26 protein-coding genes and 2 pseudogenes are annotated in these 26,195 nt (G+C 59.7%); 9 read left to right on the top strand and 19 right to left on the bottom strand.

Annotated features, from left to right (window positions below):
- Nucleotides 1-25: 25 nt before the first annotated feature.
- Nucleotides 26-862 (bottom strand): lysine/arginine/ornithine ABC transporter substrate-binding protein, encoded by an 837-nt coding sequence (locus ACUXUR_RS15905; protein WP_445503321.1) that lies wholly within the window; start codon nt 860-862, stop codon nt 26-28.
- Nucleotides 863-1,021: 159 nt separating this feature from the next.
- On the opposite strand from ACUXUR_RS15905, the gene ACUXUR_RS15900 reads away from it, so the two are divergent.
- Entirely contained in the window at nt 1,022-1,924 is a 903-nt protein-coding gene (locus ACUXUR_RS15900) for a LysR family transcriptional regulator (RefSeq protein WP_445503320.1), read from the top strand.
- Nucleotides 1,925-2,154: 230 nt separating this feature from the next.
- Nucleotides 2,155-2,895, top strand: coding sequence for an IS6 family transposase (locus ACUXUR_RS15895; RefSeq protein ID WP_445503319.1), 741 nt, complete (start codon nt 2,155-2,157; stop codon nt 2,893-2,895).
- 87 nt (nt 2,896-2,982) lie between these two features.
- Here the strand turns inward: ACUXUR_RS15895 and ACUXUR_RS15890 are convergent, their stop codons facing one another.
- The 5 genes from ACUXUR_RS15890 to ACUXUR_RS15870 form a co-directional block, all read right to left on the bottom strand.
- On the bottom strand, nt 2,983-3,867 hold the full coding sequence (locus ACUXUR_RS15890; protein ID WP_445503318.1) for a glycine betaine ABC transporter substrate-binding protein: 885 nt from the start codon (nt 3,865-3,867) through the stop codon (nt 2,983-2,985).
- Between the two features lie 30 nt (nt 3,868-3,897).
- Nucleotides 3,898-4,221, bottom strand: coding sequence for a MoaF-related domain-containing protein (locus tag ACUXUR_RS15885; RefSeq protein WP_445503317.1), 324 nt, complete (start codon nt 4,219-4,221; stop codon nt 3,898-3,900).
- Nucleotides 4,222-4,304: 83 nt separating this feature from the next.
- Complete coding sequence (locus ACUXUR_RS15880) at nt 4,305-5,138, bottom strand: aldo/keto reductase (RefSeq protein WP_445503316.1); 834 nt, start codon at nt 5,136-5,138, stop codon at nt 4,305-4,307.
- A 15-nt stretch (nt 5,139-5,153) separates the two neighbouring features.
- Nucleotides 5,154-6,179 (bottom strand): LLM class oxidoreductase, encoded by a 1,026-nt coding sequence (locus tag ACUXUR_RS15875; protein WP_445503315.1) that lies wholly within the window; start codon nt 6,177-6,179, stop codon nt 5,154-5,156.
- A gap of 62 nt (nt 6,180-6,241) precedes the next feature.
- Nucleotides 6,242-7,423 (bottom strand): MFS transporter, encoded by a 1,182-nt coding sequence (locus ACUXUR_RS15870; protein ID WP_445503314.1) that lies wholly within the window; start codon nt 7,421-7,423, stop codon nt 6,242-6,244.
- 290 nt (nt 7,424-7,713) lie between these two features.
- Between ACUXUR_RS15870 and ACUXUR_RS15865 the strand changes: the two genes are divergently transcribed.
- Nucleotides 7,714-8,634, top strand: a complete 921-nt coding sequence (locus ACUXUR_RS15865) for a LysR substrate-binding domain-containing protein (RefSeq protein ID WP_445503313.1) — start codon at nt 7,714-7,716, stop codon at nt 8,632-8,634.
- A 93-nt stretch (nt 8,635-8,727) separates the two neighbouring features.
- Here the strand turns inward: ACUXUR_RS15865 and ACUXUR_RS15860 are convergent.
- Nucleotides 8,728-9,108, bottom strand: a pseudogene (locus ACUXUR_RS15860) (GlcG/HbpS family heme-binding protein); the annotation flags it as partial.
- Nucleotides 9,109-9,393: 285 nt separating this feature from the next.
- Nucleotides 9,394-10,332: a cyclase family protein gene (locus ACUXUR_RS15855; protein ID WP_445503312.1), complete on the bottom strand. Its 939-nt coding sequence runs from the start codon at nt 10,330-10,332 to the stop codon at nt 9,394-9,396.
- A gap of 884 nt (nt 10,333-11,216) precedes the next feature.
- On the opposite strand from ACUXUR_RS15855, the gene ACUXUR_RS15850 reads away from it, so the two are divergent.
- Entirely contained in the window at nt 11,217-11,828 is a 612-nt protein-coding gene (locus tag ACUXUR_RS15850) for a Crp/Fnr family transcriptional regulator (RefSeq protein WP_445503311.1), read from the top strand.
- 155 nt (nt 11,829-11,983) lie between these two features.
- Here ACUXUR_RS15850 and ACUXUR_RS15845 read toward each other — a convergent pair whose 3' ends face one another.
- Complete coding sequence (locus tag ACUXUR_RS15845) at nt 11,984-12,349, bottom strand: hypothetical protein (RefSeq protein WP_445503310.1); 366 nt, start codon at nt 12,347-12,349, stop codon at nt 11,984-11,986.
- Between the two features lie 212 nt (nt 12,350-12,561).
- On the opposite strand from ACUXUR_RS15845, the pseudogene ACUXUR_RS15840 reads away from it, so the two are divergent.
- A pseudogene (locus ACUXUR_RS15840) lies at nt 12,562-13,140 on the top strand (arginase family protein); the annotation flags it as partial.
- Between the two features lie 713 nt (nt 13,141-13,853).
- Here the strand turns inward: ACUXUR_RS15840 and ACUXUR_RS15835 are convergent.
- The 8 genes from ACUXUR_RS15835 to ACUXUR_RS15800 all read right to left on the bottom strand — a co-directional run bounded on the left by ACUXUR_RS15835 (nt 13,854) and on the right by ACUXUR_RS15800 (nt 21,091).
- Nucleotides 13,854-14,780: a 2-hydroxyacid dehydrogenase gene (locus tag ACUXUR_RS15835; RefSeq protein WP_445503309.1), complete on the bottom strand. Its 927-nt coding sequence runs from the start codon at nt 14,778-14,780 to the stop codon at nt 13,854-13,856.
- A gap of 5 nt (nt 14,781-14,785) precedes the next feature.
- Nucleotides 14,786-15,139: a cupin domain-containing protein gene (locus tag ACUXUR_RS15830; RefSeq protein WP_445503308.1), complete on the bottom strand. Its 354-nt coding sequence runs from the start codon at nt 15,137-15,139 to the stop codon at nt 14,786-14,788.
- Between the two features lie 41 nt (nt 15,140-15,180).
- Complete coding sequence (locus ACUXUR_RS15825) at nt 15,181-16,470, bottom strand: NAD(P)/FAD-dependent oxidoreductase (RefSeq protein ID WP_445503307.1); 1,290 nt, start codon at nt 16,468-16,470, stop codon at nt 15,181-15,183.
- Between the two features lie 177 nt (nt 16,471-16,647).
- Entirely contained in the window at nt 16,648-17,382 is a 735-nt protein-coding gene (locus ACUXUR_RS15820; protein WP_445503306.1) for a cupin domain-containing protein, read from the bottom strand.
- A gap of 188 nt (nt 17,383-17,570) precedes the next feature.
- Entirely contained in the window at nt 17,571-18,857 is a 1,287-nt protein-coding gene (locus tag ACUXUR_RS15815) for an NAD(P)/FAD-dependent oxidoreductase (RefSeq protein ID WP_445503305.1), read from the bottom strand.
- Nucleotides 18,858-18,873: 16 nt separating this feature from the next.
- Complete coding sequence (locus ACUXUR_RS15810) at nt 18,874-19,605, bottom strand: amino acid ABC transporter ATP-binding protein (protein WP_445503304.1); 732 nt, start codon at nt 19,603-19,605, stop codon at nt 18,874-18,876.
- Nucleotides 19,602-20,255, bottom strand: coding sequence for an amino acid ABC transporter permease (locus tag ACUXUR_RS15805; protein ID WP_445503303.1), 654 nt, complete (start codon nt 20,253-20,255; stop codon nt 19,602-19,604). The genes ACUXUR_RS15810 and ACUXUR_RS15805 overlap by 4 nt, the downstream gene beginning before the upstream one ends.
- Nucleotides 20,256-20,332: 77 nt before the next feature.
- Complete coding sequence (locus ACUXUR_RS15800; protein ID WP_445503302.1) at nt 20,333-21,091, bottom strand: ABC transporter substrate-binding protein; 759 nt, start codon at nt 21,089-21,091, stop codon at nt 20,333-20,335.
- A gap of 170 nt (nt 21,092-21,261) precedes the next feature.
- On the opposite strand from ACUXUR_RS15800, the gene ACUXUR_RS15795 reads away from it, so the two are divergent.
- Nucleotides 21,262-21,858: a helix-turn-helix domain-containing protein gene (locus tag ACUXUR_RS15795; RefSeq protein WP_445503455.1), complete on the top strand. Its 597-nt coding sequence runs from the start codon at nt 21,262-21,264 to the stop codon at nt 21,856-21,858.
- Nucleotides 21,859-22,066: 208 nt separating this feature from the next.
- Here ACUXUR_RS15795 and ACUXUR_RS15790 read toward each other — a convergent pair whose 3' ends face one another.
- Nucleotides 22,067-22,729 carry an IS6 family transposase gene (locus ACUXUR_RS15790; RefSeq protein WP_445503454.1) on the bottom strand — a complete coding sequence of 221 codons (663 nt, stop codon included), beginning with the start codon at nt 22,727-22,729 and terminating at the stop codon, nt 22,067-22,069.
- On the opposite strand from ACUXUR_RS15790, the gene ACUXUR_RS15785 reads away from it, so the two are divergent.
- Together ACUXUR_RS15785 and ACUXUR_RS15780 are read left to right on the top strand one after the other, a co-directional pair.
- Nucleotides 22,637-23,620 (top strand): IS110 family RNA-guided transposase, encoded by a 984-nt coding sequence (locus ACUXUR_RS15785; protein WP_445503301.1) that lies wholly within the window; start codon nt 22,637-22,639, stop codon nt 23,618-23,620. The genes ACUXUR_RS15790 and ACUXUR_RS15785 overlap by 93 nt on opposite strands.
- A 545-nt stretch (nt 23,621-24,165) precedes the next feature.
- The gene (locus ACUXUR_RS15780; RefSeq protein ID WP_445503300.1) at nt 24,166-24,321 is read left to right on the top strand and encodes a DUF1127 domain-containing protein; all 156 of its coding nucleotides are present in this window, start codon (nt 24,166-24,168) and stop codon (nt 24,319-24,321) included.
- Nucleotides 24,322-24,489: 168 nt separating this feature from the next.
- Here the strand turns inward: ACUXUR_RS15780 and aptA are convergent, their stop codons facing one another.
- Entirely contained in the window at nt 24,490-25,827 is a 1,338-nt protein-coding gene (aptA, locus tag ACUXUR_RS15775; protein ID WP_445503299.1) for an omega-aminotransferase AptA, read from the bottom strand.
- Between the two features lie 153 nt (nt 25,828-25,980).
- On the opposite strand from aptA, the gene ACUXUR_RS15770 reads away from it, so the two are divergent.
- Nucleotides 25,981-26,195, top strand: a 215-nt coding sequence (locus ACUXUR_RS15770) for a helix-turn-helix domain-containing protein (protein ID WP_445503453.1), incomplete at its 3' end; no start/stop codon positions are given.

Raw genomic sequence — 26,195 nt, 5'->3', positions numbered from 1 at the left:
CCCGCCGTTACGATGGATCTTGGGCTCAAGGCGCGATGTCGACCTTGAACCACTTCATGCTGAGCGCCTTAATCGTGCCGTCCGCTGAAGCGGCTGCAATGGCCTCATCAAACTTCTTCTTCAGGTCCGTGTCCTCCTTGCGGATGCCGACGCCGATGCCAGGCCCAAAGGGGCCACCGAGGAGAGTGGGGCCAGCGAGCTTCATATCTTTCATCTCTGGCTTGGCGATTGTCGCGGTCAGAACCGTCATGTTCGCCAGGACTGCATCGATGCGGCCAGCAACGAGGTCGAGGTCGTGCTGCTCGGTCGTTTTGTATTCGCGGATCTCGACCAGCCCCTTGAGGTACTGGTCCGCGAAGGCCGAGGCGGTTGTGGATCCCTGAACTCCAACAGTTTTGCCTTTCAGGGCCGGTGCCATCGCGGCGATTGCGGCCTTGCCGGCGGCCTCATCGGCTGTCAGGTTGATCCTCTTGCCGTCGCCCGGCAGCTTGGCAAGATCTCCGGTGGCACCGACGGCAAAGGTATTGATTGGAAGGGCATAGGCTCGGGAGAAGCTCATCACCTCCTCGCGCTTCGGCGTGATGCTCATGCCGGCCATGATGGCGTCGTACTTCTTGGCCTGGAGCGCCGGGATGATGCCGTCCCAGTCCTGGGCCACGATCTCGCACTGCACCTTCATGCGGGCACACAGGTCGTTGGCCAGGTCGACCTCGAAGCCTTCGAGCTTGCCACCTGCGCCCGTGAAGTTCCAGGGCGCGTAAGCGCCTTCCGTTGCGATCTTGACTGTCTTTTCCTGGGCCGCCGCTCCACTCGCTGCGACGGTCAAGCCGAGAACGGCGCCCAGAACTTTCAACGTGCTCATGTCCTCATTCCCTCGTTTGATCTTTTGGCCCGGTCATGGCCAGCTCTATGTCTGCCAGCCTGCCGAAGCGACGCCACAACATCGGGCAGGCCTTTGCATAAGGTCAAATCAGATTTAATTAGGCTGGCATGTTCTCAAGTTATGCTGCGGCGGAGCCTTATGGAAATCAGTTCACGTCAGATTGAAGCGTTCCGTGCGGTTATGCTCACCGGCAGCATCACGAGCGCTTCCGAGGCGCTCTTCGTCACCCAACCGGCCGTCAGCCGGCTAATCCGAAGCCTGGAGGAATCGACCGGCCTGACCCTGTTCGAGAGGCGCGGCAACCACGTTGTGCCGACGGCCGAGGCGACTGCTCTGCTTGAGGAGGTTGAGCGGTCCTTTGTCGGATTGGCACGGATCGGGGCGTTTGCTCAGGCGCTTCGAGCGCAGACTGCTGGATCGCTCCGGATTGCGGCGATGCCGGCCTTGGCCGGAAGCATTCTCACCCGTTTTGTCGCCCGGTTTTCGGTTCAGCGGCCGGATGTCCATATTACGATCAGCGGGGCTCCCTCGCATCTTGTTCTCGACGCAGTCGCAAGCGGGCAGGCCGACTTTGGCTATGCGGATAGTCCACTCGATCGGGCCGGACTCGAGATCGAGACGATTCCGGTCGCGGCCGTTGCCGTCATGCGAAAGGACCACCCGTTGGCCCGGCGCAGATCCATCAAGCCTGCGGATCTCAGAGGCGAGCGTTTCGTGGGGATCGGACCAGGGACTTTCTTTCGATCTCGGATCGATATGGCTCTCGCCGATATTCCACGCACGATCTCGCTTGAGACCCCCTTGTCCCACATCGCTTGCCTGCTGGTGGCAGAAGGTGGCGGGATCAGCTTGGTCGATCCCTACTCGGCAGCCGAATTTCTGGACAAGGGAGTGGTGGCGAGACCATTCACACCATTTATTGATTCCGGCTTCGTTTCACTGCGATCACGTCAGCATTCGACCTCTGCACTGGCCGTAACGTTCATGCGCGAGTTTCGCGAGTATGTTGATCGGTTGCATGACTCTCTAGTCCTGCGCTGAAACGAATCGACGTTTCCATAAGCGCGCTTCGAGAGACGGGAAGTGCCCTCGCTCAAGCAAACCTTGCGCACACGGGGCCGCATTTCGAATCGGACATTTAAGAACCGGGCACCGCGCCTCGGGCTCACTTGGTGTTCGCGGCAACGTCTACTCGTACACGCTCTATATGGGGCACTGTTGCGTTAACCTCGGCAGTTTAATCCGGAGCGGCCATCCGAGGAGCCGTGCTGTTGTCCCTGTTCAAGCGCCGCCGCTTTCCGGCTGAGGACATCCTGCTGTGCGTGCGGTGGTACTGCAAATACGGCATCAGCTACCGGAATCTGGCTGAAATGATGTCCGAGCGCGGTGTTGCGGTCGACCCGAGCACGATCTTCCGCTGGGTTCAGCGCTATGCGCCTGAGATCGAGAAGCGGATCCGCCGCTATCAGGGTCCCCGTTCTGGGTCGTGGCGCGTGGATGAAACGTATGTTCGGGTAGGTGGCAGATGGAAATACCTGTTCCGGGCCATCGACAAGCACGGTCAGCTCATCGCCTTCATGCTGTCAGACAGGCGCGACACCGGAGCAGCCTATCGCTTCTTGCGTAAAGCCGTAAAGACCATGAGCGACTATCCTCCCTCATCCATCACGACCGACAAGCTGGCGTCGTATCCCAGGGCGATCCTGCGCCTGCAGAACGAAGGTTTGTTGTCGAAGGATGTCAAACACCGCACCTCGAAATATCTGAAGAACACCATTGAGGCAGACCACGGTGCGCTCAAGCGCGTGATCCGGCCGACGCGCGGCTTCCGAACGATGAGAACGGCCTCTGCGACCCTGAAGGGCTTTGAGATCATGCGCATGATCCGCCGCGGCCATTGCCTGCTGACGCAGCCCGGCACGACAGGCGAGATCCGTCTTGTGAACCAGCTCTTTGGTCTTGTCGCCTTAGCGACCAGTTCGACCGGGTTTGTTGTGCCCGTTCCAAGTTAACGCAACGGAGCTGAAAAAACCGCCTCATCGTTCATGGGCATTCTCTGCCTCGCCGCTACACTCGATTGGATCAAGCGATGACACACCCTAGTCGTCAAACCAAGCGCTGACGGTCTGCGCGTTGGCCTCCATCCACTCCCGGGCGGCCTGCCGCGGTTCCTTGCCATCGACCACAATCTGACGCTCAAGTTCTGTCACTACCGAGATACCCAGGTGGACACGTGACAGGACCTTGCGCGTACGCTCGGGCCAACCGTTCCAGGTTTCTTTGCGAACGACGACGACGGCGCGGTCCGTACCGAAGATGCCACGAGACTCCTCCAGAACGCGAACCGGGTAGACGGCATTGAGGTATTGCGGTTGCCACAGCGGCATTACCATCCATTTGCCGCTGGCGGACGCATCGGCGAGATTCTTGGCCCATTCCGGCGCAGGCGCGACCCGGAGGCTGTATCCGGCTGTCGCAAGGCCATATTCTTCCATGATGTCGGTCGATCCCGCCATCAGGCCAGATCCGGGTCCAACGCCCACGATGTCCTTCTCCATGCGGGCCTGCACATCCGCCTTCTTCAAGTCATCGATCGTCCTCACCGCCGAAACGGGCACATGCGCCGGCACAGCCCAGTAAAGACGTGCGTCTTCGTAGAGTGTCGCCGCCTCGACGAGTTGATCGGCAATCGGCGCCTGAAGCGGCCCATGCGCATGGGGAAGCCACGACGCCACCAGCATATCCACCTCTTGATTGCCGAGTTTTGCGTAGATGTCGCGGTGATTTCCCTCAACGACCGTCAGGCTGTGGCCCAACCGCTCGAGAACCTCCCTCACGACCGCGGCACTTGCAACGTAAAAGGTGAGATTCACTTGCCCCACAACAACAGGATTCTGTTTCGGCGCGTCCTGCGCCTTCGCGGGACCAGTGGCGAGCAACAACGTTGCTGCCATAACCATAAGTATCTTCTTTCGTTCGAACATTCTGTACTCCTTGGCTTGTTGACGCTCAACTCACGCGTGAGCGCTGAGGGTGCGCAAGGTTCCTGAAAGCCGGTGGAAGTCCGATTTCGGTGTCGTGAAGAAGCTCAGCGAGGAACCCTTCTCGAAATTGTCGACATGGACGACGGTCGAGCCATCGGCCTCCTGCCAGGAGATGACGAAGTTGCCTCCATCGAGCTCCTTCCATTCGAAGGCGACCTCGGCGTTAGCGCCCTTCAGCGGGCCGCCCGTGATTTCGTAGGTCAGGCTGTTTCTGTCGGCGGCATAGGCATTGGTCGCGACCAGATCGCCGTAATTGACCTCAAAGGTGCGTCCGGCAAAAGGGAAACGGCTCATCTCACTCTCCAGTTTTCACGTGGTCCGCAGACCGGGATGTTTGTTGTGGGGATAGGAGGGGCGTACGCCCCTCCGCTCGAACCTCAGGCAGTCTTGTCCCAGACCGGTGCGAGACCCTCCGGCGAGACGACGCGGCCATCGGCCTCCGCCAAACCGTGGATGGCAGCCATTTCTCCCTCCGTCAGCGCGAAGTCGAAGATGGCGAAATTCTCCGCGGCGCGAGCTTCACCCACCGTCTTCGACAGGGCGATGATGCCCTCCTGCTGGACGAGCCAGCGCAGGACGATCTGCGCCACCGATTTGCGATGCCTGGCGGCGATATCCTTCAGGACAGAGTCGGAGAAGACCTTGCCGTCGGCCATGCCGTAGTAGCCGGTCACCGACATGCCGGCCTTCTTGGCCGCGGCGATCACCACGTCCTGGTTGAGGTAGGGATGGTACTCGATCTGATTGGTGACGAGCGGAGCCTTGGAAAGCTCGACCGCTTCGGCCATCAGGTCGGTGTTGAAGTTGGAGACGCCGATATGGCGGACCTTGCCGGCTTCCTTTACCTCGTTGAGGGCGCCGATCTGTTCGGCAAGCGACACGGCATCGTTCGGCCAGTGGAGCAGCAGGAGGTCGACGTAGTCGGTCTTCAGCTTCTTCAGGCTCTCGTCGACGGACTTGATGAAGGCGTCGTGCTTGTAGTTTGCCACCCAGACCTTGGTGGTCAGGAAGACATCGCCGCGCGCCACACCGGACTTGCCGATCGCCTCACCGACTTCGGCCTCGTTGCCATAGATCTGAGCGGTGTCGACATGACGGAAGCCGACCTTCAGCGCGTGCGGAACGATTTTCACGACGTCGGGACCGGGCATGCGGAAGGTGCCAAACCCTAGGGCGGGAATGACGGCGCCGTTTGCGGTTACGTGATGCATTGACTTTCTCCTTGGTTATTCCGCAGCGATCTTCGCTGAAGAAGATTGGGGGTTGAGGGCAGGTAGAACATCGCGCGCCAGTTCTTCGATGACCTCGTCGAGAGGCCGGCGGGATGGGCGCAGCAAGAGGGCCAGATGATCGACACCGGCGTCCTCAAGCGCGTGCAGATGATCGATGAAGGGCTTGCGGCCAGTCCGTGCCCCGAAACGGCGCGGTGTGGGCTGCTCGTCCGGATCGTCGGCGAGATCGAGATGGAAGGCGCTGATGAAGGCGCCCCGTGGCAAGCCCAGAACCTTGCGGGCGGCGGTCCAGTCGCGAGCCTGTGCGGCAAGCCTCTCAAGCCCGTTCGGATAGACAAAACGCCCCTGCATATTGGCGGCGATCCAATCCGGCGTCTGGCGGCCTTGCCCGGCAATCACCATCGGGATGTGCGCCTGCTGCGGTTTAGGTAACAGGTCGAGGCTCGGTTCGATCTGCCCGTCGCCGATCGGAAGGCCGCCGGTCTTCCATGCATCGCGCAGATAGGAGACAGCGCTCCGGAAAGCTTCGCCACGGTTCTCGAGGTCGAGGCCGAGCAACGGATACTCCACAGGACGATCGCCAGAGGCCACGCCAAGGATCAGGCGGCCGCCTGACAATTTGTCGGCGGAGGCCGCCGCCTTGGCGACCATCATCGGATGGCGCAGCGGTAAGACGATAGCCGCCGTGCCCAAGGCCACATTCTTGGTCATCCCCGCGAGGAAGCCGAGATTAACGAAGGGATCGTAAACGGAGCCGGCGTCGCCGAAATTGTGAGGGTCGAAGACCGGCACGTCGCGCATCCAGACGGCGGCAAACCCGGAACGGTCAACCTGGCGAACGAGATCGGGATAATGCGCGAGATCGGGAACGCCAAAAGGACGGCCCTCCTTCACACGCTGCTGTTCGCGTTCCGGCGACCAGTCGTTGTCGAGGGGAAGCTCGATGCCAAGCGTCAGGCCGCCTGCAGGTTTGCGGATGAGATCAAGTGCGGAAGAATGTCCTGTGGTTGAAGGGGACATCAGAATTCTCCAGATTAAGCTGGGCGGGAGCGGCCCGGCGTTTTTTGCCGGGCCTGTCGGGATCAGGCCGCCTTGAGGGCCGGGGCCGCGCGGCGGTCAAGCGCGCCGCTCCAGATGGTCAGCAGCAGAGCGGCAACCACGAGGATCGAGCCGACCCAGGGGGTCGCGCCGAGGCCCAGCGGCGACTCGACGACCAGACCGCCAAGCCAAGCGCCGATGGCGATGCCGAGATTGAAGGCCGCGATGTTGAGCGCCGAGGCGACATCGACAGCCCCAGGACGGTGTTCCTTGGCGAGCTTCACAACATAGAGCTGCAGACCCGGCACGTTGCCGAACTGGAGGAAACCGAGCGCCGCAAGGGTAACAATCGCCAAGACCGGCGAGACAGCGGTGAAGGTCAGGATGACCAGTACGATCGCCTGCAGGATAAACAGGCCGATCAGCGCCTTGACCGGGTTGTTGTTGGCGATCCTGCCGCCGGCGATGTTGCCGATGGCGATCGCGATGCCATAGAGCACGAGGATCAGGCTGACGCTCTGCTCGGAGAAGCCGGTGATTTCCTGCAGGATCGGCGCCAGGAAAGTGAAGGCGACGAAAGTGCCACCGTAACCAAGTGCCGTCATCGCGAACACGATCAGCAGGCGGCCGGAGCCGAGAACGCGGACCTGATCGAGCAGGCTCGCCGGCGGCGCTTTCTTCAGGGTGTTCGGCAGAAGCACGGTGATGGCGAGGAAGGCGATGACGCCAAGCGCGGCAACGGCCCAGAAGGTCGCACGCCAGCCGAGGATCTGGCCGATATAGGTGCCGAGGGGAACGCCGGTGACGATGGCGACGGTCAGTCCCATGAACATCATGGCGATGGCCGAGGCACGGCGGTTTTCCGGCACGAGATCGGCGGCGATGGTCGAGCCGACCGAGAAGAAGACGCCGTGGGCAAAGGCTGCGAGCACACGAGCGACGAGCAGCAGCTCATAGCTCGGCGACAGTGCCGCAATCGTATTGCCGACGATGAACAGGGCCATCAGGCCAAGCAGCAGCGGCTTCCGTTCGATCTTGCCGGTCAGCGCGGTGAGGACCGGCGCGCCAAAGGTGACGCCGAGCGCATAGACGCTGACGATAAGGCCAGCAAGCGGCAGGGTAATGTTGAGATCGCTCGCAACCGTCGGCAGAAGCCCGACGATCACGAATTCGGTCGTGCCAATCGCGTAGGCTGCGATCGTCAATGCAAAGATGGCCAAAGGCATAGCGGTACCCTTCGCGCCCGCGGAAACGGGCGCAGTTGTGGCGGATCGAGCCGCCGGCGAGTGGATGTTTCGGAGCGGACTATGCGGGATCGCGGCCGGGGCGATAATCCACTTTCCAATCGAAACGCTTGTGAAGCGAATTCACGAACATGTCGCCTGCGCAGGCATCGTGATCGCCCTCTGCCCTGCTCTGCCGGCGCCTTAGCTGATCCGCAGAGAAAAGGCTTGTCGGTCCTGCTATTCTGTGAATTGTGATGCCTGTTCACAAATGTTTCGGGAGATCGCAGCACATGGATAATCGGGCCGGCGAGATGATGGTGTTTGTGCGCGTCGTCGACGCTGGCAGCTTCTCAGAGGCTGCCAGGTCTTTGTTGATGACGCCTTCGACCGTCAGCAAGATGATCGTTCGCATCGAGCAGCGCTTGGGTGTTCGGCTCGTAGAACGCTCGACCCGCAAGCTATCTCTGACCGACGAGGGGCGATTCTACTATGAGCGCAGTAGCCAGTTGCTTGCCGACCTCAACGAAATCGAAGGATCGCTCACACGGGATGCGCGCACTGCCCATGGGACGATCCGCATCAACGCCTCCGTCGCCTTTGGCACCTTAGGGATCGAGCCGCTCTTGCCTGCTTTTTGGGCTGAACACCCCAAAATCGTGGTCAACCTGTCGCTTTCGGACGAGATTGTGGACCTCTATCTCGAAAGGACCGACATTGCATTCCGAGTTGGTTCCTTAACCGATTCCGCCCTCACCGCGCGCCGGATCGGGGTGGCGCGCCGCAGGATGGTGGCGGCGCCGGCTTATCTTGAAAAATGGGGAACGCCGACACGGATCGAAGACCTCGACCATCACAACTGCCTCGGCTTCAACTTTCGCCGCGCCCAACCTGTCTGGCCGCTTAATCACGGAGGACGCATTGTAGACCGGATCGTCCAAGGTAATCTGCTTGCCAACAACGGGGAAACGGTCCGGCGCTTGGCCGTAGCCGGTGCGGGGATAGCCCGGCTCGCCGACTTTCATGTCGATCCCGATATCGGCGCTGGCAGGCTCGTCGAAGTCCTTCAGGCCACGGGCCATGATACCGAGGAAGTTCACGCGATCTTCCTCGGCGGCTTGAACATGCCCCAGCGCGTCCGGCTCTTCCTCGACTTTATGGTCCCGCGCCTGCAAGCGTTTATGGCAAGGACCGCGATAGCGGACGCACATTAGCTCCTTGATCGAGGAAGGCATCGAAGGCAGGGGCGGAGCGAGTGCGCCAATACGATCGCCAGGATCGTCGCAACCAACAGCAGGCCTTCCTGCTTAAGTCCGAAATGCGGCGGCCGCCGCCCGCGCGATCGTTTCGTCGGTCTCGACGGTACCGCCAGAGATGCCGACGGCGCCTAGGAAGGTCTCATCCTCGTCTTTGAGAACCACGCCACCCCCGAAGCTAATGAGACCTCCATTGGTATATTCTAACGAATAGAGTGGGCCGCCTGGTCGGGCCGCCTCGCCGAGGGCACTGCTGTCGGTCCGGAACAGGGCTGCCGTCCGCGCCTTGCGCTGTGCCACATCAATCGCGCCGAGGATGGCGTCATCCATGCGCACAAAGGCAACGAGATGAGCACTTGGATCAACGACGGCGACGCTGATGGCATGACCTTCCGCCTTGGCTGTTGCCGTGGCGACCCGGATGACTGTTTCTGCGAGAGAGAGAGATCCATGATGAGCTCCTGTTTACTGGAATTTTGCAAGTCAGCGGCACGGCCTCGCGAAGTCATCAGAAAATCTGACGAGGCTTGAACGCGCTTGGCCCGAGACGGGGTAGAACTGACGGTGGGCGGGTTAACGTGCCACGGCAAAAACGACGGTAGAGCCATCGGCTTCCTGCCAGACGTCTGGCGCCCAGATGGGGGTTCGGCGCCCTACCCACGTCGCGGACGTGATGGCGGCCGGACCGGAGAGAATGAAGTCCGGCCGCCATTGCGGTCAGCGAATGGCTACAGGGTTGACGTTGACCTGGGTGGTCCCTTTGTAGAGAGGCTGACCGAGCACAAAAAGAAATTCGTACGCTTGATCGCGAACGAGCGCGCGAGTGTCGATGAGCTCGAGGTTATAGATGCCGTTCTTAGCCAACATGAACTGGTTCACCGGAAACTCCTGGCCGTCCTTGGACGGATAAATTTCCGACGCCCACGTGTCGCCGCCAAAGGCAACGATACCTTGGGCTGCGAGCCATTCGGCCGCTTCCATGCCGATGCCCGGCTCAACCTCAAGGAACTTCTTATTGTCCTTGCCGATAAGCTCCAGCCAGCCCGTGTTGAACAGGACTACGTCGCCCTTTCGCAGCGTGATCCCTTGCTTCTTCAGTACCGCCTGGATATCCGCCACGGTGAATTCGGTGTCTTCGGGGACGATCGGCTGACCGTAATGAGCGACCATGTCCAGAACGACACCGCGTGTGACGATCGGCGGCACCTTCTCAATCCCGAGCTTCGTCACGCCTTCGACCGTGACGAAGTCCTTGGCCTGATTGCCGTTGTAGTAGACATTGTCGATCCCGATGTGGCCGATGCCGTTCAGTTGTGTGCCGACGCCGGTCCAGCCCACGACGAGCTCGTCGTTGAAAGTGAACTTGTTCGGTCCGAGAGACGTGCCGCCCGCCTCGCCGGGCTGGACATTGGTAAGATGGAAGCTGCGGTGGCGGAAGGCCGGCAGGTTTTTGTCGATGGGAACTGCAAGCGGATAGCTCTTGCCGGTCTTCACGAGGCTCACTGCCGCCAGTACATTGTCAGGCGTGATGAGATTGGCGGCGCCAATCTCGTCTGCGGCGCCATATTTTGACGGTGCCCATTCTTGAGCTAAGGCCGAGCCGGACACTGCACCCAGCATTGCGGCCCCGACGATCGCGGTCTGTGCTTTTGTCATTCGAGCCTCCTGTTTTCCATAGGTTGAAGTGGTATCGACTTGATATCTACTGGTCGGCTGCCGCGATGAGTATCCACTTGCGAGGAACAACGGATGTGAAGCTGTTTCACAAGCTGATGCTTCCAATGCCGAGCACTGGAGCCACGGGGAAAGGTAGTATTCGCCAAGACCAACGGAGGGGTTCACGCGGAGCAGTCCCACCGGGACCATTCGCCTTCCGCCTGCGCCAATCTGCTCAGTTTCTTCGTCCTCTGCCAGAGCGTGCCGGACTCTTGCAGGGTAGGAGTTGGAACAGGATCTGCTCCCAACAATACGGTAACGTCGTACGTAGCAAGAACGCGGGTCGCTGAGCTGACCGAAAGATCTCTGCAATGGCTGAATGCAGCGTGGACCTTGATGTTCGAGCCATCATCTAAGGCTGAACAGCTGATGGAGAAGTGTACCGCTCTCCGAAGTGCTGCCTGTGAGAGAGCGTCGCTGTTCGGATTGGTCCGAGTACGTGATTTAAGGCAATACCTTCACCCGGGGACCTGATCGACGTGAATATCAACTTGCTTCACCTTGAGCGCTCAGTTCACAAGCCCAATCTGAAGGGCTGCCGATCCGTTCTACCTTCGCGTATCAATGTGCGCCGGGCAGGGCCTGAAATCTTCTGGATCGGAAAAATCTCTGCATGTGGCCTTGGGTGGTGATCGCCCCTCCAACCTTCCAGAGATTTGTCCCGCCCTCCCCCTCTGGGCTGCCGACACCTGCCAAAGCCAAATTATGGTCATCGTTGTGTCGTCTAACAAACTGACATGGCCCGATGAGTCCAGGCTTAATGCGCCATAACCCATTGCCTCGCATAGGGGTTAACTCTGAGCCGAGAGACTGGAGAGCCTGTCATGGAGTTCCCAGCGTCGAAGGCCGATCATCGCAGGAACTGGCTCCTGGGGGCCCTGGAGCCCGAGGACCTTGATTACCTTGAGCCAGACCTTGAGATCGTTTCCCTGTCAAAGGGTGCCGTGCTCTACGAGGCCGGCGATCCCATCCACTACACCTACTTCCCGCACAATGCCGTGGTGGGCCTCATCAACATCATGGAGGATGGCCAAGCCGCCAAGGTGACGTCCTTTGGACGGGAGGGCTTGTTCGGCCTGCTCAGCGCCTTGAAATCCCGCCACGCCTTCGGGCGCTACAAGGTGCAGGTCCCCGGCACTGCATCACGGATCGCCTTCAGCAGGCTCCAAGAGGGGATCGGTACCTGCTCTAAGCTGCGAGATCTCATTCTCAGCTACAACGAGGCGCTGCTGGCTCAAACCTTTCAGACCGTCTACTGCAATACGGTTCATCCGGTCGAGGCTCGCTGCTGTCATTGGATCTTGAGCACGCGCGACCGGACTGAGGATGACATCCTGCCCTTGACCCATGCTGATTGGGCCGAGTTGCTGGGAGTCCAGCGCTCCACGCTCAGCAGCACCATGCATTCGCTTCAGACGACAGGCCTGATCGCTTAGCATCGCGGAGGCATCAGCATTGTGGACCGTGCGGGCCTCGAAGAGGTGGCTTGTGAGTGTTACGGCAAGGTCCGTCAAAGCTTCGCAAGATTGCTGCCTGTGCCGTCGTCCTGTGCCTGATTACTGGGATGGCTGCAGCTATCCCGCTTTGATCCTTAAGCCTCGATAATCTTGGCGACGGCGGCTGCCGAGTAGGGCCTGCCGGTGCCCGTGACGAATCCCGCCTTGGCCAGTTCGCATGCAATCTCCCGCAGGGTGCGCTTGCGGCCTTGTACCGCCGCAGCTTCTTGGCCAGGGCGACCACTCTGGGTTGATCTCGGCGTAGTTCCTCCGGCCCTCGACCTTCTGCCGGTCGCCCGCTTGCGCTCCCGTGCGCCTTTCAGCTTTGAGACCACCATCGCCTTCTCGAACTCGCTCACGGCCCCGAGAACCTGCCGGATGAGTTTGGCCGCCGGTGTGTCATCGGGGAAGGGGCTGGAACAAGATCTGCTGATCTTGCGCTGACCCCATGCCTGGAGCACTTGGTCTCCTATCCAAACCTTGCCCCACATCGCAACCGGATTTCCCCGTCAGGTGATGAAATTTGACACGGCCTTTCTCAAGGTATCAGCACTGTGGTCCAAAGCTCGGGCCTCCTCCTCCGACATTTCGGGCCACAGCACCTCGCCCACTCCGGCACTACCGACCACGCTTGGAAGTGACAGCGTGATGCTAAAGCGCGGGTTATGGCAGCTTCCTGGGTCTGGCGAAACATCTCAGCGATCGGCTTGCCACGACAAGGATCCTCGTGGTCAATCTCGATGCGTATTTCGACCTGCGTCTCGCGCCGGTTCCGAACTCGGGCACACCATTCCGCCAGATTGCCGAGTTCTGTTCGGCGCATGGCACCACGTTCAATTATCTTTGTCTCGGTATCAGCGAGCTTTCCAACACCACGGCGCTGTTTGAGCGGGCCCGTCAACTTGGTGTCGAGTATCGTCTCGACGAGGAGATGCGGCAGAGCGACAGCGCAGACCTGCGCGCAAGGCTGGCGCAGAAATTGATAGCGGCGGACAAAGTCTACCTGTCGATCGATCTCGACGTGCTGCCCGCGTCGGTCGCCCCTGGGGTTTCGGCGCCAGCGGCGCGCGGCGTGGCGCTTGAGATCATCGAGGACCTAATCGATGACGTCATCTCCTCCGGCAAGCTCGCGCTCGCCGACATTGCCGAATTGAACCCAGTCCTCGATCGGGACGACCAGACGGCGCGCGTCGCAGCCCGTCTAGCCTATCGGCTTCTTCTGGGTCACGGACGGCGCGGCATCGTTCGCTAGGCAGCAAGGGCGACGGCTTTAAGGATCCTCAAGGAGACCATTGAGCTTTGTAGGCAGGATCGTGCCGTGACGCTGGATACGCTCGGATCATGAGAAGGTCGCCTCTCAGAGGCGGCCTTTTTGTTTCCCGGGCAAGGGAGGAGCCGTTCAACGTCCGGTCAGGGTCAACCTTTCACCTTCCGGCCGTCTAACAAACGTCGCCTCATGACCGCCGAGACAGACCATACGCTTACGTCTCAGGAGTGCCACAAACGGTCCTTGCAACCTTCGACTCCAAGGGGTCGACATTCTCCAGTTGCGCCAGAGCTGGATGCGGCTGTTCTACTATATGTTATCGCAGTGCAGCAACAAGCAGGCTCATTGCTGGCGCCTCATGCCGACGGCTCAAGCAACCAGAGGTGAAGCAAGGAAAACGCATCCAGTGCGAGATATGCTCATCGATCCTCACGAAACGACTGACGAGGGTCGATATAACGACGTACGCCCACTCGCGGGAGGCCCTAGTATGTTGCATTGGTGGCGAGGCATCGATGTCGAAGGCCCAGTATGGGCTCCCTCTAAAGTTGCCAAACTCATTCCATCCGGTCAGAACGCGTCTGCATGCAACCGGTAATCACAAGAACGCCGAATCGAAAAAGGAGACTGATAAAGCCTCCTTGCAGGGCTTCGTGTGCGTTTGGCCGATATGGCAACCATCGACAGAGGAAGAAATGCTAATAGCCTCGCGTGCGGTCGACAAGGCCGATGAGCGCCTCGCCGGCAGCGTGCCGACGGATGTTATCCAGAACGACATCTACAGCCGTTTCAGGTCGGGTCATGCTGGCAATGTGGGGCGTCAGCAGGATCTGCGGATGGTCCCAGAAAGGATGATCCAAGGGCAAGGGCTCCGCCTCGCACACGTCAAGCACGGCGGCTGAGAGTTGGCCCTCCTCCAAGGCTCGTAAAAGATCTTGCTCAACCAAATGTGCGCCCCGGCCGACATTGACGAGTGCGGCACCATGAGGAAGCTGCGCGAACAAATCGTGCGAGAGAATGCCCCGTGTCGCGTCTGTTAAGGGCAACAGGCATACCAGAATGTCAGTTCGGGCAAGAAACGCCGACAACATTCCAGGCCCGGCGAATGTATCAACGCCGTCAACCTGCCCCCCGGACCGGCTCCAGGCCGCGAGTGGAAAACCGAAGGGACGGAGCTGCTGCAGGACTGCCAGGCCGAGCATTCCGAGGCCCAAGACCCCGACCTTGCGCCGCGCAGCCGATGTCACCCGGATCTCGCGCCAGACCTTCTGCCGCTGTTGATTGATGTAGACCGGCAGATCCCGATGCAACGAGAGCACGGCCATAGTCACATACTCTGCCATGCTCTCGGCAATGCCGGGCTCCGTCATCCGGACAACTGGCAGGTGCTCCGGGAGCGCGGACAGGTCAAACTGATCGATGCCCGCTCCGACGGAAATCAGGATCTCCAGGTTGGGAAAGGTCTTCAAAATATCGTCTGGCGGCATCCATGCCGCCAGGTAGCGGACCTCCTCCCGCGGCCCGGTTTCCGGCCAGATATGAAACGGGATATCTGGTGCGTGACGTGCGAACAGGCTGGCCCATTCTCTTCCACGCACCGGATCGGCTTTATAGACGAAACTCATGGCACTCAGTCTCGCGTGACCCAGAGCTTGCGGGTGGTTTCGATCACGCGCCATGTGCCTTCGAAGCCGGGCTTCATCACAAATGTATCGCCTGCTTGGACACGCACGGCCGGCCTCCCGTCTTCGATCAACTCGGAAACACCGGACAGGATTGAGCAGAACTCCCAGGTGTCACCTTTGATCGATCGGTAGGCGCCGGGTGTAGCCTCCCACACCCCTGCACTGACGCGGCCGTCCGCAGTCGTCTCGATGTCCCAAGTTTTGAACCGGGGATCGCCATCCACCAACCGCTCGGGAGGAGGGTTTCCGTCACGGGCTTTGCCAAGATCATCCAGCTTGAAGAATGTGAGGTTTGTCATGTTGTCTCCGTTCTGTTGATGAGGGGTTGAAGACTGACGGGCTACCGTTGTGTCCGGGCCGCCAATCGATCCATCAAGGTCAGCCACGCGAAGACAGCAGGCATGAACCACGCCTTGCCGTTGAAGAGCGGCACCGCAGCGGGCGGCCTAAAATCGAGCGCGGAGCCGCCTTCGTCCAGCCCGAGCACCTGCATGGCGGCCTTCTGTCCGGCCCACCGCGCCCACACGACACCCGACCCGCAATAGCCGGCCGCATACCGGATGCCCCGCCGGGAGAAGATCCGGGGCACCATGTCGCGGTTCATGGCGACATGGCCATACCAGCTATGCGTGATCTCAACCTCTGCGAGTTCAGGGAACAAGGCGACGAGCGTACGGCGGAGCGCTTCAGTTGGCCAATCCGGGTCTCCGGCAATGGTGCCGTCGCGACCACCAAACAGAATCCGCCGGCCGTCCGGGGACGGGCGATAGTAATAGCTAAGCTGGCGTGTGTCGCTGCACATCATGCCCCGCGGCATCAGCTCTTTCATCAAGTTTGGTGAGAGCGGAGCAGTTGCGATGATCCGGCTGCGCACCGGAACTAGCCGACGACGAAGCCATCGGTCAGACTGGTCCGTATAGCCGTTCGTTCCCACGATGACGTCTCGCGCGCGAACCTTACCGCGTGACGTCATGACCTCGCAGGCATCACCCTGCGGGTTCAGATTGAGAACGGGGGTCTCGGCATGAATCACAGCGCCCGCCTTTTGGGCCAGCCGCAGCATCTCCGCATGCAACTTGGCCGGATTCAGGCCGCCGATATCCATCCGGACATTTCCGCCATGGTACAAGCTAGTGCCAAGAATGTTGCCCTGCTCGCTCCTAGGTACGGCGTAGGCCTCGATTCCGAGCGTCTGACGAAGGTGCCCAGCACTCCGGGCAAGCCCCTCATAGTCGCCCGGAGATGCCGCTCCGGTAAAACGCCCGACCAAGTTGAAATCGCAATCGATCTTCTCTTCGGCAATGAACCGGTAAAGATCCTCACGGGCGATCTTTGCTTCAGCCTCTATCGCAGTCGCCCTTGCCTCTCCGAAGCGTCTGGTCATTTCCGCATGACTGAGGCGAAGATTACCGCTCGTGATCCCACCATTGCGCGTCGAGGCGCCCTCCCCAGGTCGCTGCTTATCAAAGACTTGTACCGACCGTCCGGCCCGAGCAAGAGTGATCGCGGCGCTGAGTCCCGTATAGCCAGCGCCAACGATTAAGACATCGCTTGTTGGTGCAACCGTTTTATGCTCGACGGTGCTGAGCGGCGCTGTCTCCCACCAAATCGGCTTATTATTCCCAGTCATTGCATCATCTCGCTTCGATGGCTTCGGTTCGTATTGAGGGAAAGAAACTCGTTATATTGCGAACTGCACGGCATTGGCCCTGAGGGTGTTGTGGAGATCATTGCTCCGGAGGGCACAGCTTCCTATGCCCTCCGGATCCGAACGGCGACCTGCCGATCCCTGCAACAAAGCAATCTTCTAGCTGACGATGCAGAAAACTTTACGGATTGTGACGTCGCTCGCCCATGCGTTCTCGGCACCTGCAGGCACGATAATGGTCTCGCCTGCCTTGACGGTCCACGAGCAGCCAGACCTTTGGGTAAAGGTGACTGAACCGGACAGGATGTGCATCAGTTCGCAATAAGCCGGTCTCGTGTACCTCCGGGAATACGGCGTGCATTCCCAAACACCAATGCGGAGATTGCCCGATGAATCCTCGAACCAGACTCGGCTTTGCGCGGTCGGAGGCGGGCTGGTGAGAAGCAGATCGCGGGCAGGTCCATTGGAGGGGGCAAGATCCGATTGTGGATCGATCTTGATGATTGCGGATGGTGATTCACCACGCAGCCCTGGGAAAATCATGAAGGTGCGACTGACGTCCCCCTGTTGCGTCCAGCGCGCTCTGAGCCCCGCAGGAATGATAGCGCAGTCTCCTGCTTTCAGGTCAACTGATGTCCCGTCGCATTGAAGCAGCGTCAATTCGCCATCGGATATGACGGTGAATTCCGTATGCGCAAGGATCACCTCTTCATCTCGCCGTCCCGATCGACTGGTGCTGGCACCGTAGCCGAGAGTCTCGTCGAGAAAGTAGTAAGTGCGCTCAGCGGCCAGCGGATCGCCTTCCGGAGCCGGAATTTGCAGAGGAGGCATCGCGGCATCCGTGACGACACCGGCACGGAGATGCAGGAAGGACGGGGAAAGGTCGGTTTCCATCGCTATTGCTGATCCTCGAATAAGGGGCCTTGAACGTTTGAAGGATAAGTAAACCAGCGCCCTGAGCGATCAGGGTGTCGGAGTGGTCTGGTTCGATTGGAGCCGAGGCAGTTTGGACCAGAATTCATGATCTCTGGATGGACGATACTCCCGTGCGCCGGAGGCGCTCCATACTACCTCTGTGTCCCCTAGAGCCCGCCATCGTTGAGGCGGTACCAAGCAATCACGGCCGAGACGTAAAGCTTGTGAAGCGCATGAAACGGCAGGGGCTTTATCGGCGAGAGAGGAACTGGAAGGACTTCTGCGTCGCCTGTAGCGATGTAATCCGCCATTGCCCGTCCCATCGCGGTCTGCAGACCGACGCCGCGTCCTTGGCAGCCGATATCGATCAGAAGCCCCGGCGCAGGTTCATGAAGATGGGGCATGAAATCCCGCGTGATAGCTACACGCCCGCACCAGCGATATTCGACAGGAACGTCTTTGGCTTGGGGGAACATCTTGCCAATGATTCGCTCGAGATGCGCCCAATCTTCAGCCCCTTTTGGCTCCCGAAACGGCCCGCGCCCCCCCATGAGCAGCCGTCCCATGTGGTCGAGCCGGAAATAAAGGAGCAGCTTACGAGTATCGGAGCTGACATGGCCTTCGGGCAGGATCGAGCGCCGCAGGTTGTCGGACAGGGGCCGGGTTGCAATCTGGAAGGAGTTCGCCGGAATGATGGTTTCGTGCAGCCTCGGCCAAAGTCCCTTGGTGTAACCATTGGTGCAGAGAACCACGCGATCCGCAGTGACCGTTGCTCCGGATGCGGTCTCGACCGTCCAGCGCCCTTTCGTCTGCGTAAGAGCAGTCGCAGGGCTGCGGGTATGGATGATTGCGCCGGCCTTCTGTGCGGCTCGCGCGAGGCCTCGGGCATAGCTCAAGGGCTGAACGCCGCCACCCCGTTTGTCAAGCCAGCCGCCTACATACCGCTCGGAGCCGAGAAGGTATCCAGTCTCTGATTTGTCGAGGACGCGAACCGACGCGCCGCGCTTGCGCCATTGCTCCGCTCGGCGCTGGACCTGATCCTTGCCTTCCGGGGTATGCGCACCCTGGATCCAGCCGCTGCGCACATACGGTACGTCCATGGCGTACTTGTCGATCAGGCCGAAAACGGCATTGGCTGTGCCGCCGCCGAATGCCGCTAGTCGCTCACCTTGCTCGCGACCGAACTTGGCGACCAACTCATCGGGATCGTACTTCAGGCCAGGGATGACCTGGCCTCCATTGCGACCTGAGCCACCGAAACCGATCTCCTGTGCTTCGAGCACAATCGGTTTAAAGCCGCGTTCCGCTAGATGAAGCGCCGTCGACAGGCCAGCATAGCCGCCGCCGATCACCACGATCTCGGTGGAGGTTGAGGCATCCAACGGTGTGGTTTGTGGGGCTGCGGTCGCTGTTGCTGCCCAAAGGGATGGCTCAAGAGGAAACGGTTTGGCCACTAGTCGTCTCACAGGTCTAGAGCGGATGAAGGACACGCCTCAGGAAATCTTGTGTGCGCGCGTGTTTAGGGTGATTTAGCACTTCTTTCCCGGAACCCTGCTCAACGATGACGCCACCGTCAATGAAAAGCACCCGGTCAGCGACTTCCTTTGCGAAACCCATCTCGTGAGTGACGACCACCATCGTCATGCCCTCGTCCGCAAGCTCGCGCATGACACCAAGAACCTCGCCGACCAGTTCTGGATCGAGGGCGGAGGTCGGCTCGTCGAACAGAATAGCCTTGGGCTGCATAGCAAGCGCGCGGGCAATAGCAACCCGCTGCTGCTGCCCGCCGGAAAGCTGCGGCGGATGGGCATCGGCTTTTTCCGCCAACCCGACCTGCGCTAGCAGCGCGCGCGCTCTCTCGATGGCTTCCTTACGCGGCTCCTTCTTCACAAACACTGGACCCTCGATGACATTCTCGAGCACGGTGCGGTGAGGGAAGAGATTGAAGCGCTGGAACACCATCGATACTTGCGTACGGATGGAGACAATGGATGGTGAATTCCGGTCGACTCGCTGCCCTTCGATGAAGATATCGCCGCTGTTGTAGCCTTCGAGCCCATTGATGCAGCGCAGGATGGTCGACTTGCCTGATCCAGATGGACCGATGATGCAGATAACCTCGCCCTTCTGGACAGAAGCTGTAATGCCTTTCAGCACCTCGAAGCTCCCATAGCTTTTACGGACATCCTTCAGCTCAATCATGGGCGGCTTGCTTTTTTCTCGAAGTGACGGACGAAGAGGATTAGTGGAATGCTCATGACCAGATAAAGCACCGCGACGAGCGTGAAGACACTCGTGTTCTTGAACGTGGAGGAGGCGATCAGCTTGCCCTGAAGGGCGAGTTCGGCGACCGTAATGGTGGATGCTTGGGATGAATCCTTCAGCATCATGATCATGGTATTTCCATAAGGCGGCAGCACGAGCCGCACCGCCTGGGGCAGCACGACCCGGCGCATGGTCATCCACCAGCCCATGCCAATAGTTTGGGCCGCCTCGATCTGCCCCTTGTCGATTGCCTCAATACCGGCCCGAAAATTCTCGGCCTGATAGGCCGAATAGGCGATGCCTAGACCAATGATCGCAGCCTGCAGCGCGGTTAGCGACACGCCAAGATCCGGCATCACGAAGTAGATGTAGAACAGCTGGACGATGATCGGAATGCCGCGGATGACGTTGATGATGCCAGCACTGATCCGCGAGACGGCCCTGATGCCCGAGACCCGCATCATGGCCCATATGAGACCTAGGAAAGTAGACAAAATGAGCGAGCCGATGGTGACGAGGATCGTCAACCTCACGCCTTCGAGAAGAATAGGCAGGAATTCTGTAGCGTCGCGCAGGAAGGCTTGCATGAGCGCGGGTATCCGGAAAGTTCAGGAAAAGAGCAGGGAGCAACGACGCGTGTACCGCGTCGCCGCAAGCTAAAGCTTTAGGATGCCTTGAGGCCCCACTTCCCGAGGATCTTGTCAAGCGTGCCGTTCGCCTTTAGCTTGGCGAGCGATGCGTTGATTTTCGTCAGGAGTTCCTGATTGTCCTTGCCGACGCCGATGCCGACCGAGCCGAGAATGGTCGGCTTATAGCTCTCGACGAGTCGCGCCTGCGGGAACTGGCCCTGCTTCAGGTTGTAGGCGACCACAGGGTAATCGGCGAACCCAGCCTGAAGGCGACCTGCGTTAACATCCCGCATAATATCAGGAATCGTATCGTAAATCTTCACTTCAGAGAACAGACCGGTTTTCTTCAGCGGCTCGACGAAGGCCGTGCCGACTTGGGCTCCGACGGTTGCACCCTTCAAATCGTCGAACCCGGCATAGTTCTTCGTGTCCGAATTCGGAACGAGCAGTCCCTCGCCATACGTATAGACTGGGTCGGAAAAGTTGATGACCTCCTTCCGCGCTGGCGTAATGAACATGGCCGCCGAGATCACGTCGATCTTCTTGGAGGTCAGAGCGGCGATCAGGGTGGAGAACTGCATCGGCTCGATCTGAACCTGAAAACCTGCATCCTTGCCAACTTCGGTGATGATATCGACCATCACACCCTGAATGGTGTTCGTTTTAGTGTCGAGGAAGGTGAAAGGGACGCTCGTCGGCGTCGAACCGACTTTGACGACCTGCTGGGCGGAAGCGGGCACTGCTACGGCCAGAGCAAGAGATGCACAGGCCGCTTGCAAGAGGTATTTGAACATGAGGGTCTCCCTTTAGCTATCGCAACGCGCGAACGCCCTTTACGTCCCCTTGGAGGTACTTATCGCGTTTGATAGACTTTCACCATCATGAAAATCAGTGCATAAATTCCGTCGGCGTGCAAGTATTTTTCACCGTTGTGAAAAATAGATCAGAACAAGGTGATTGCAGCGTGAGCAGTCAGGATACAAGCAACCCAGTGTCGGAGAGCGCAGTCGATCACGCTGTCGGGCGTCGCCTTCGCGATCTCCGGCGTCTACGCGGCCTTTCGCTGGAGGTTGTCGCAGCGCGTGCAAACCTCTCCATCGGCTTCATCAGCCAAGTTGAGCGCGGCCTGTCGTCCCCATCTTTACGCGTGCTCGCTACGCTGGCCGACGTGTTCGGAGTGGGCATAGCCGCACTTTTCGATTCGGATAGCCAGGAGAGCAGTCCCGAGCAGATCGTAAGACGGGAACATGAGCGCGCGGAACTTAAGTTGTGGCGCTCAGGCATATCGAAGCAGCTTCTGAACCCGACAGGTTTGGACGGCCGTCTCAACTTATTCCTGACCTTCTTGGAGCCGGGCGCCAGCACTGGGGACGAGCTTTATACACATGACGGCGAAGAAGGCGGCCTCGTACTTGAAGGCGAAATGCTGCTCACCGTCGATGCAGTCACGATGACTCTCCGAAAGGGTGACAGCTTCCGTTTTGCCAGCCGCAGACCGCACCGTTTCAGCAACCCCTCTCGCACCAGCAAGGCAGTTGTCTTGTGGGTGAATTGTGTGTGAGCTATGCCACAAATGTGCCCCCCATAGATGCGCTTTGCTGCGCAAATTGGAGCCGAGGTGGGAGCATTGGCACGGGACAGCTCACTGACAGAGCTCTTGAACTCGTGCTCAGATGGTCACAACACGCCGAGATCTTGAGCTCTCCTCTTGAGGCTGGTTCCGTTGCAACTCCTGACATAGGTCAGGCGAGGCCAGACAGGGGCGCAGGTTACGTGCCTACGCCGAACAGGGTAGCAATGAAGTCTCGCTGAGCGCCCATGTTATTCGCTGGCGCATTTACAACCTGCCCCTTGCGGATCATCGCCATTACTTCATAGCCTGCAATTGTCTGGGTGGCCGTCACGAAGTTCTTGAAGCTCAGCCCTGGCCGGACCAAGCGTTTGATCCGCCGGTGATCCTGCTCAACGATGTTATTCAAGAATTTCACCTGCCGGAGTTTGGCAAAGCGCCAGAATTCTCCATCCCGTTTCATGGCTTTCGTTGCGATCGGATAGGCTGCATTCTTGTCGACTGTGATCGTTCGCGGATTAACAGTGTGAGGCTGCTTCAGCGCTTTCCTGAAGAACCGCCGTGCCGTAGCGGCATCCCGCTTGGCTGAAAGCAAGAAATCAATGGTCTGCCCGGCAGCATCCACGGCACGATAGAGGTACACCCACGTCCCCTTCACCCGGATGTAAGTTTCGTCCACACGCCACGAGCCATTCGTGGTTCGGAGATGCGGACGGATGCGCTCTTCCAACTCCAATGCATAGGCCTGGATCCAGCGAAAAAGAGTTGTATGGTCCACCTGCACGCCGCGATCGGAGAACATGCGTTCGAGATCGCGATAACTGATCGGGAACTGCAGGTACCAGCGGACAGCCCAAAGGATGATCTCAGCCGTGAACTGCCGACCCTTGAACGGGTTCTTCTTGCCTGTCGCCACCATGAGCCCCTCTCAACCCCATCCTTTCATAGCTTGGGTGGACGGAAGCTCCAAAGCTGCAACAGAACCAACAAGACCGACCGCAACGATGCTCGCGGCATTGCTCAGATGATGCGCGTCAACCTGTTCCGACCTGTGCATGTGAAGACGCTCACCAGCCAGAACCGACGCGCCCTGCTGACGGCCCGCAAGTTGTTGCAGGAGAAAGCCATTGCCATCGAGAACGACATCCGCGGTCTGCTGCGCAACTTTGGGCTTAAGGTTGGGATCATTGGCAAAGTCAAATTCGAGGACCGGATCCGCGAGCTCGTGGCCGACCTGCCGGAGCTGGCTGACATCATGGCTTGCCTCCTCGAGGCCCGTCAGAGCCTGCGGGAGCGCTTGGCTACTCTTCACCGCAAAGTGTTGGCGACCGCCCGGGAGGATGACGTCTGCCGGCGCCTGATGACCATTCCCGGTGTCGGCCCCGTGGTGTCGCTGGCCTTTAGCGCCACGATCGACATTCCGGCGCGGTTCAAGAATTCCAAGGCGGTTGGCCCCGCTCTGGGGCTGACGCCGGTTCTCAACCAGTCCGGCGAGAGCAATCGCATCGGACGCGTCTCTTTGTGCGGCGATGCCATGATGCGAGCGCTGCTTTATGAGGCGGCTCAGGTGCTACTGACCCGGGTGCAGAAATGGTCGTGGCTGAAGGCCTGGGCCATGACCGTGGCCCGACGGCGCGGCGTGCAAAAGGCCATCGTGGCTCTGGCGCGTCGCTTGGCCGTGATCATGCACCGCCTCTGGAGCGATGGCACCGAGTTCCGCTGGACCAGGGAGAGTGCCGCGGCGACCGCCTGATCGGCCCGTTGGAACAGCCTGTCACACGAACAGAAAGGTAGACGAGTTTCCGCCAGACGGTGGAGAGACGTCCCTTGCGGGACGATGGATGAGGTGAGTTCGCTAGGGTTCTTGTGTCGGTCGCGCCTGGCGCGATCAGAACGCGCGACAGATTGGACTGCCTCGTTCTTCTGATCCCATCATGGGAGAGCCCGAGAGCTGATCCCGAAGAGAAGCAAGGACCCGCGAGTGACGTCAAACATCGGCAACGTGGAAGGCCTGAAAAGCGCTTGACCTCAAATCGCCGAATAGAGAAGAACCTCACTGGCCGCTCAGTGATCGGCGCTCAAGAATGGTGGGCGAGAAAGCAACCTCAGAACGGGCGAGCAAGTGTCGGTCTGCACTTTGGATCAAGATCCAGCATGCCACAGAGTGGCATGCTACTAAAGCATAACTGCCCTCCGGAATCCCCGCTCCTCACGACGCCTGGGCATCCTTATATGCCGCATTGCAACAAGAGCAACGACCGCTGGTCACCGTGACCAGCCACGTGCTGGGGAAACTCCATGTTCGTCACCTACATCCTGTCCAAGATTCGCGCCTACAAACTCTACCGCCAGACTGTGCGGGAGCTGTCGGAACTCCCCGATCGTGAACTGGCCGATCTCGGCATTGCCCGTTTCGATATCGCCCGCGTCGCCCGTGAGGGTGCCTTCGCGTAAGCAGGCACAGTTCTCACTTCAAGACGCGCCTGCCCTGGGGCGGGCGTTCGCATGTTGAGCCTGCACCTGTCCACCCAACAGAGCCAAGACAACGTGGAGGCCATCCGGATTCGGACATGGCCTCCATTCGTTATGTGTCGAGATAAGACCCGTCAACTGGCATGCGGATCAGGCGACCCGCTTCAAGGCGCCAAACAAGATTTCGATGATGGCATCGATCTGAGACGTCTCAATGATCAGTGGCGGCGACAGGGCGATGATGTCGCCGGTGACTCGGATCAGCAGCCCTCTCTCGAAGCAGTCGACGAACGCATCATACGCCCTGCTGCCCGGAGCGCCGGCGCAGCTGTCCAACTCGATGCCCGCGATCAGACCGATGGTCCGAATGTCGACGACGTTCGGCAGGCCTTTCAGAGAGTGGATGGCATCATGCCAGTATGTCTCGATCTCGGACGCCCGGGTGAGCAGCCCTTCTTCGCGATAGATCGAGAGGGTCGCCAGTCCTGCAGCACAGGCTGCCGGATGGCCTGAATACGTGTAGCCGTGGAAGAGCTCGATCTGGTTCTCAGGCCCCTGCATCAGCGCATCATGCACCTTCCGGCTGGCGAACACGGCCCCCATGGGAATGGCGCCATTGGTCAGACCCTTGGCTGTTGTTACGAGGTCAGGAACGACACCGAAGTAGTCAACGGCGAACGGCGCCCCGAGACGGCCGAAGCCCGTGATGACTTCGTCGAAAATCAGCAAGATACCGTGCCGGTCGCAGATCGCCCGCAAGCGTTCGAGATAGCCTTTCGGCGGGATCAGCACGCCCGTTGAGCCCGCCACTGGTTCAACGATCACGGCTGCAATCGTTTCCGCCCCATGGAGGGCGACGAGCCGCTCGAGATCGTCCGCGAGTTCAGCGCCATGTTCGGCCTGCCCCTTGACGAAGGCATTGCGAACCGGATCATGGGTGTGCCGCAGATGGTCGGCGCCGGGAAGCTGCGGGAAGACGCGGCGGTTGTTCAGGATGCCACCGACAGTGATGCCCCCGAAGCCGACGCCATGATAGCCGCGCTCTCGCCCGATCAGACGCGTTCTCGTGCCTTGGCCAATGGCCCGCTGATAAGCAATGGCGATCTTCAGAGCCGTATCGACGGATTCCGATCCAGACCCGGTAAAGAACACCCGATCGAGACCGGCGCCCGGCCCACCGGGCGCAATGCTGGCCAGACGCTCGGCGAACTCGAAAGCGATCGGATGTCCCATCTGGAAGGACGGGGCGTAATCCATCGTGGAGAGTTGCCGCCCCACCGCGTCAGCAATCTCGCGGCGGCCGTGGCCGGCATTGACGCACCACAGGCCGGCGGTGCCATCGAGGATCTGACGGTTGTCATCGCTCGTGTAGTACATTCCTTCCGCCCTCGCGAGCAGACGGGGCGAGGCTTTGAACTGGCGGTTTGCCGTGAAGGGCATCCAGTAACTATCGAGCCGGAAGCTGTTGTGCCGTTGTGGAGCGTTCATGACCGTGATCCTTTTGATGGCGGATCATGGCCATGATCGGGAGATGCCAACAAGGCCTTTTCTTCATTCCGCTAAGTGACTGATATTGCTAAAGTCGCTGGCCTGTGTTTGTCTTATTTCGAACAACCGAAACACATGATTTGCGGTGCTGAGATGGAATTCGATCTAGGCTGTCGGCTTCGCTATGTTCGGGGGCTGCACAACCTGTCCCAGCGCGAGCTTGCCAAGCGCGCTGGCATCACCAATTCGACCATTTCGCTGATCGAATCGAACCAGACCAATCCATCGGTCGGTGCGTTGAAACGCATTCTGGATGGCATCCCGATCGGACTGGCGGAGTTCTTTGCTCTCGAACCGGAGAAGCCGAA

Source organism: Microvirga medicaginis, assembly GCF_052658925.1.
The sequence above is the reverse complement of the archived record's forward strand: the minus strand, read 5'-3'. Positions and strand labels throughout refer to the sequence as shown.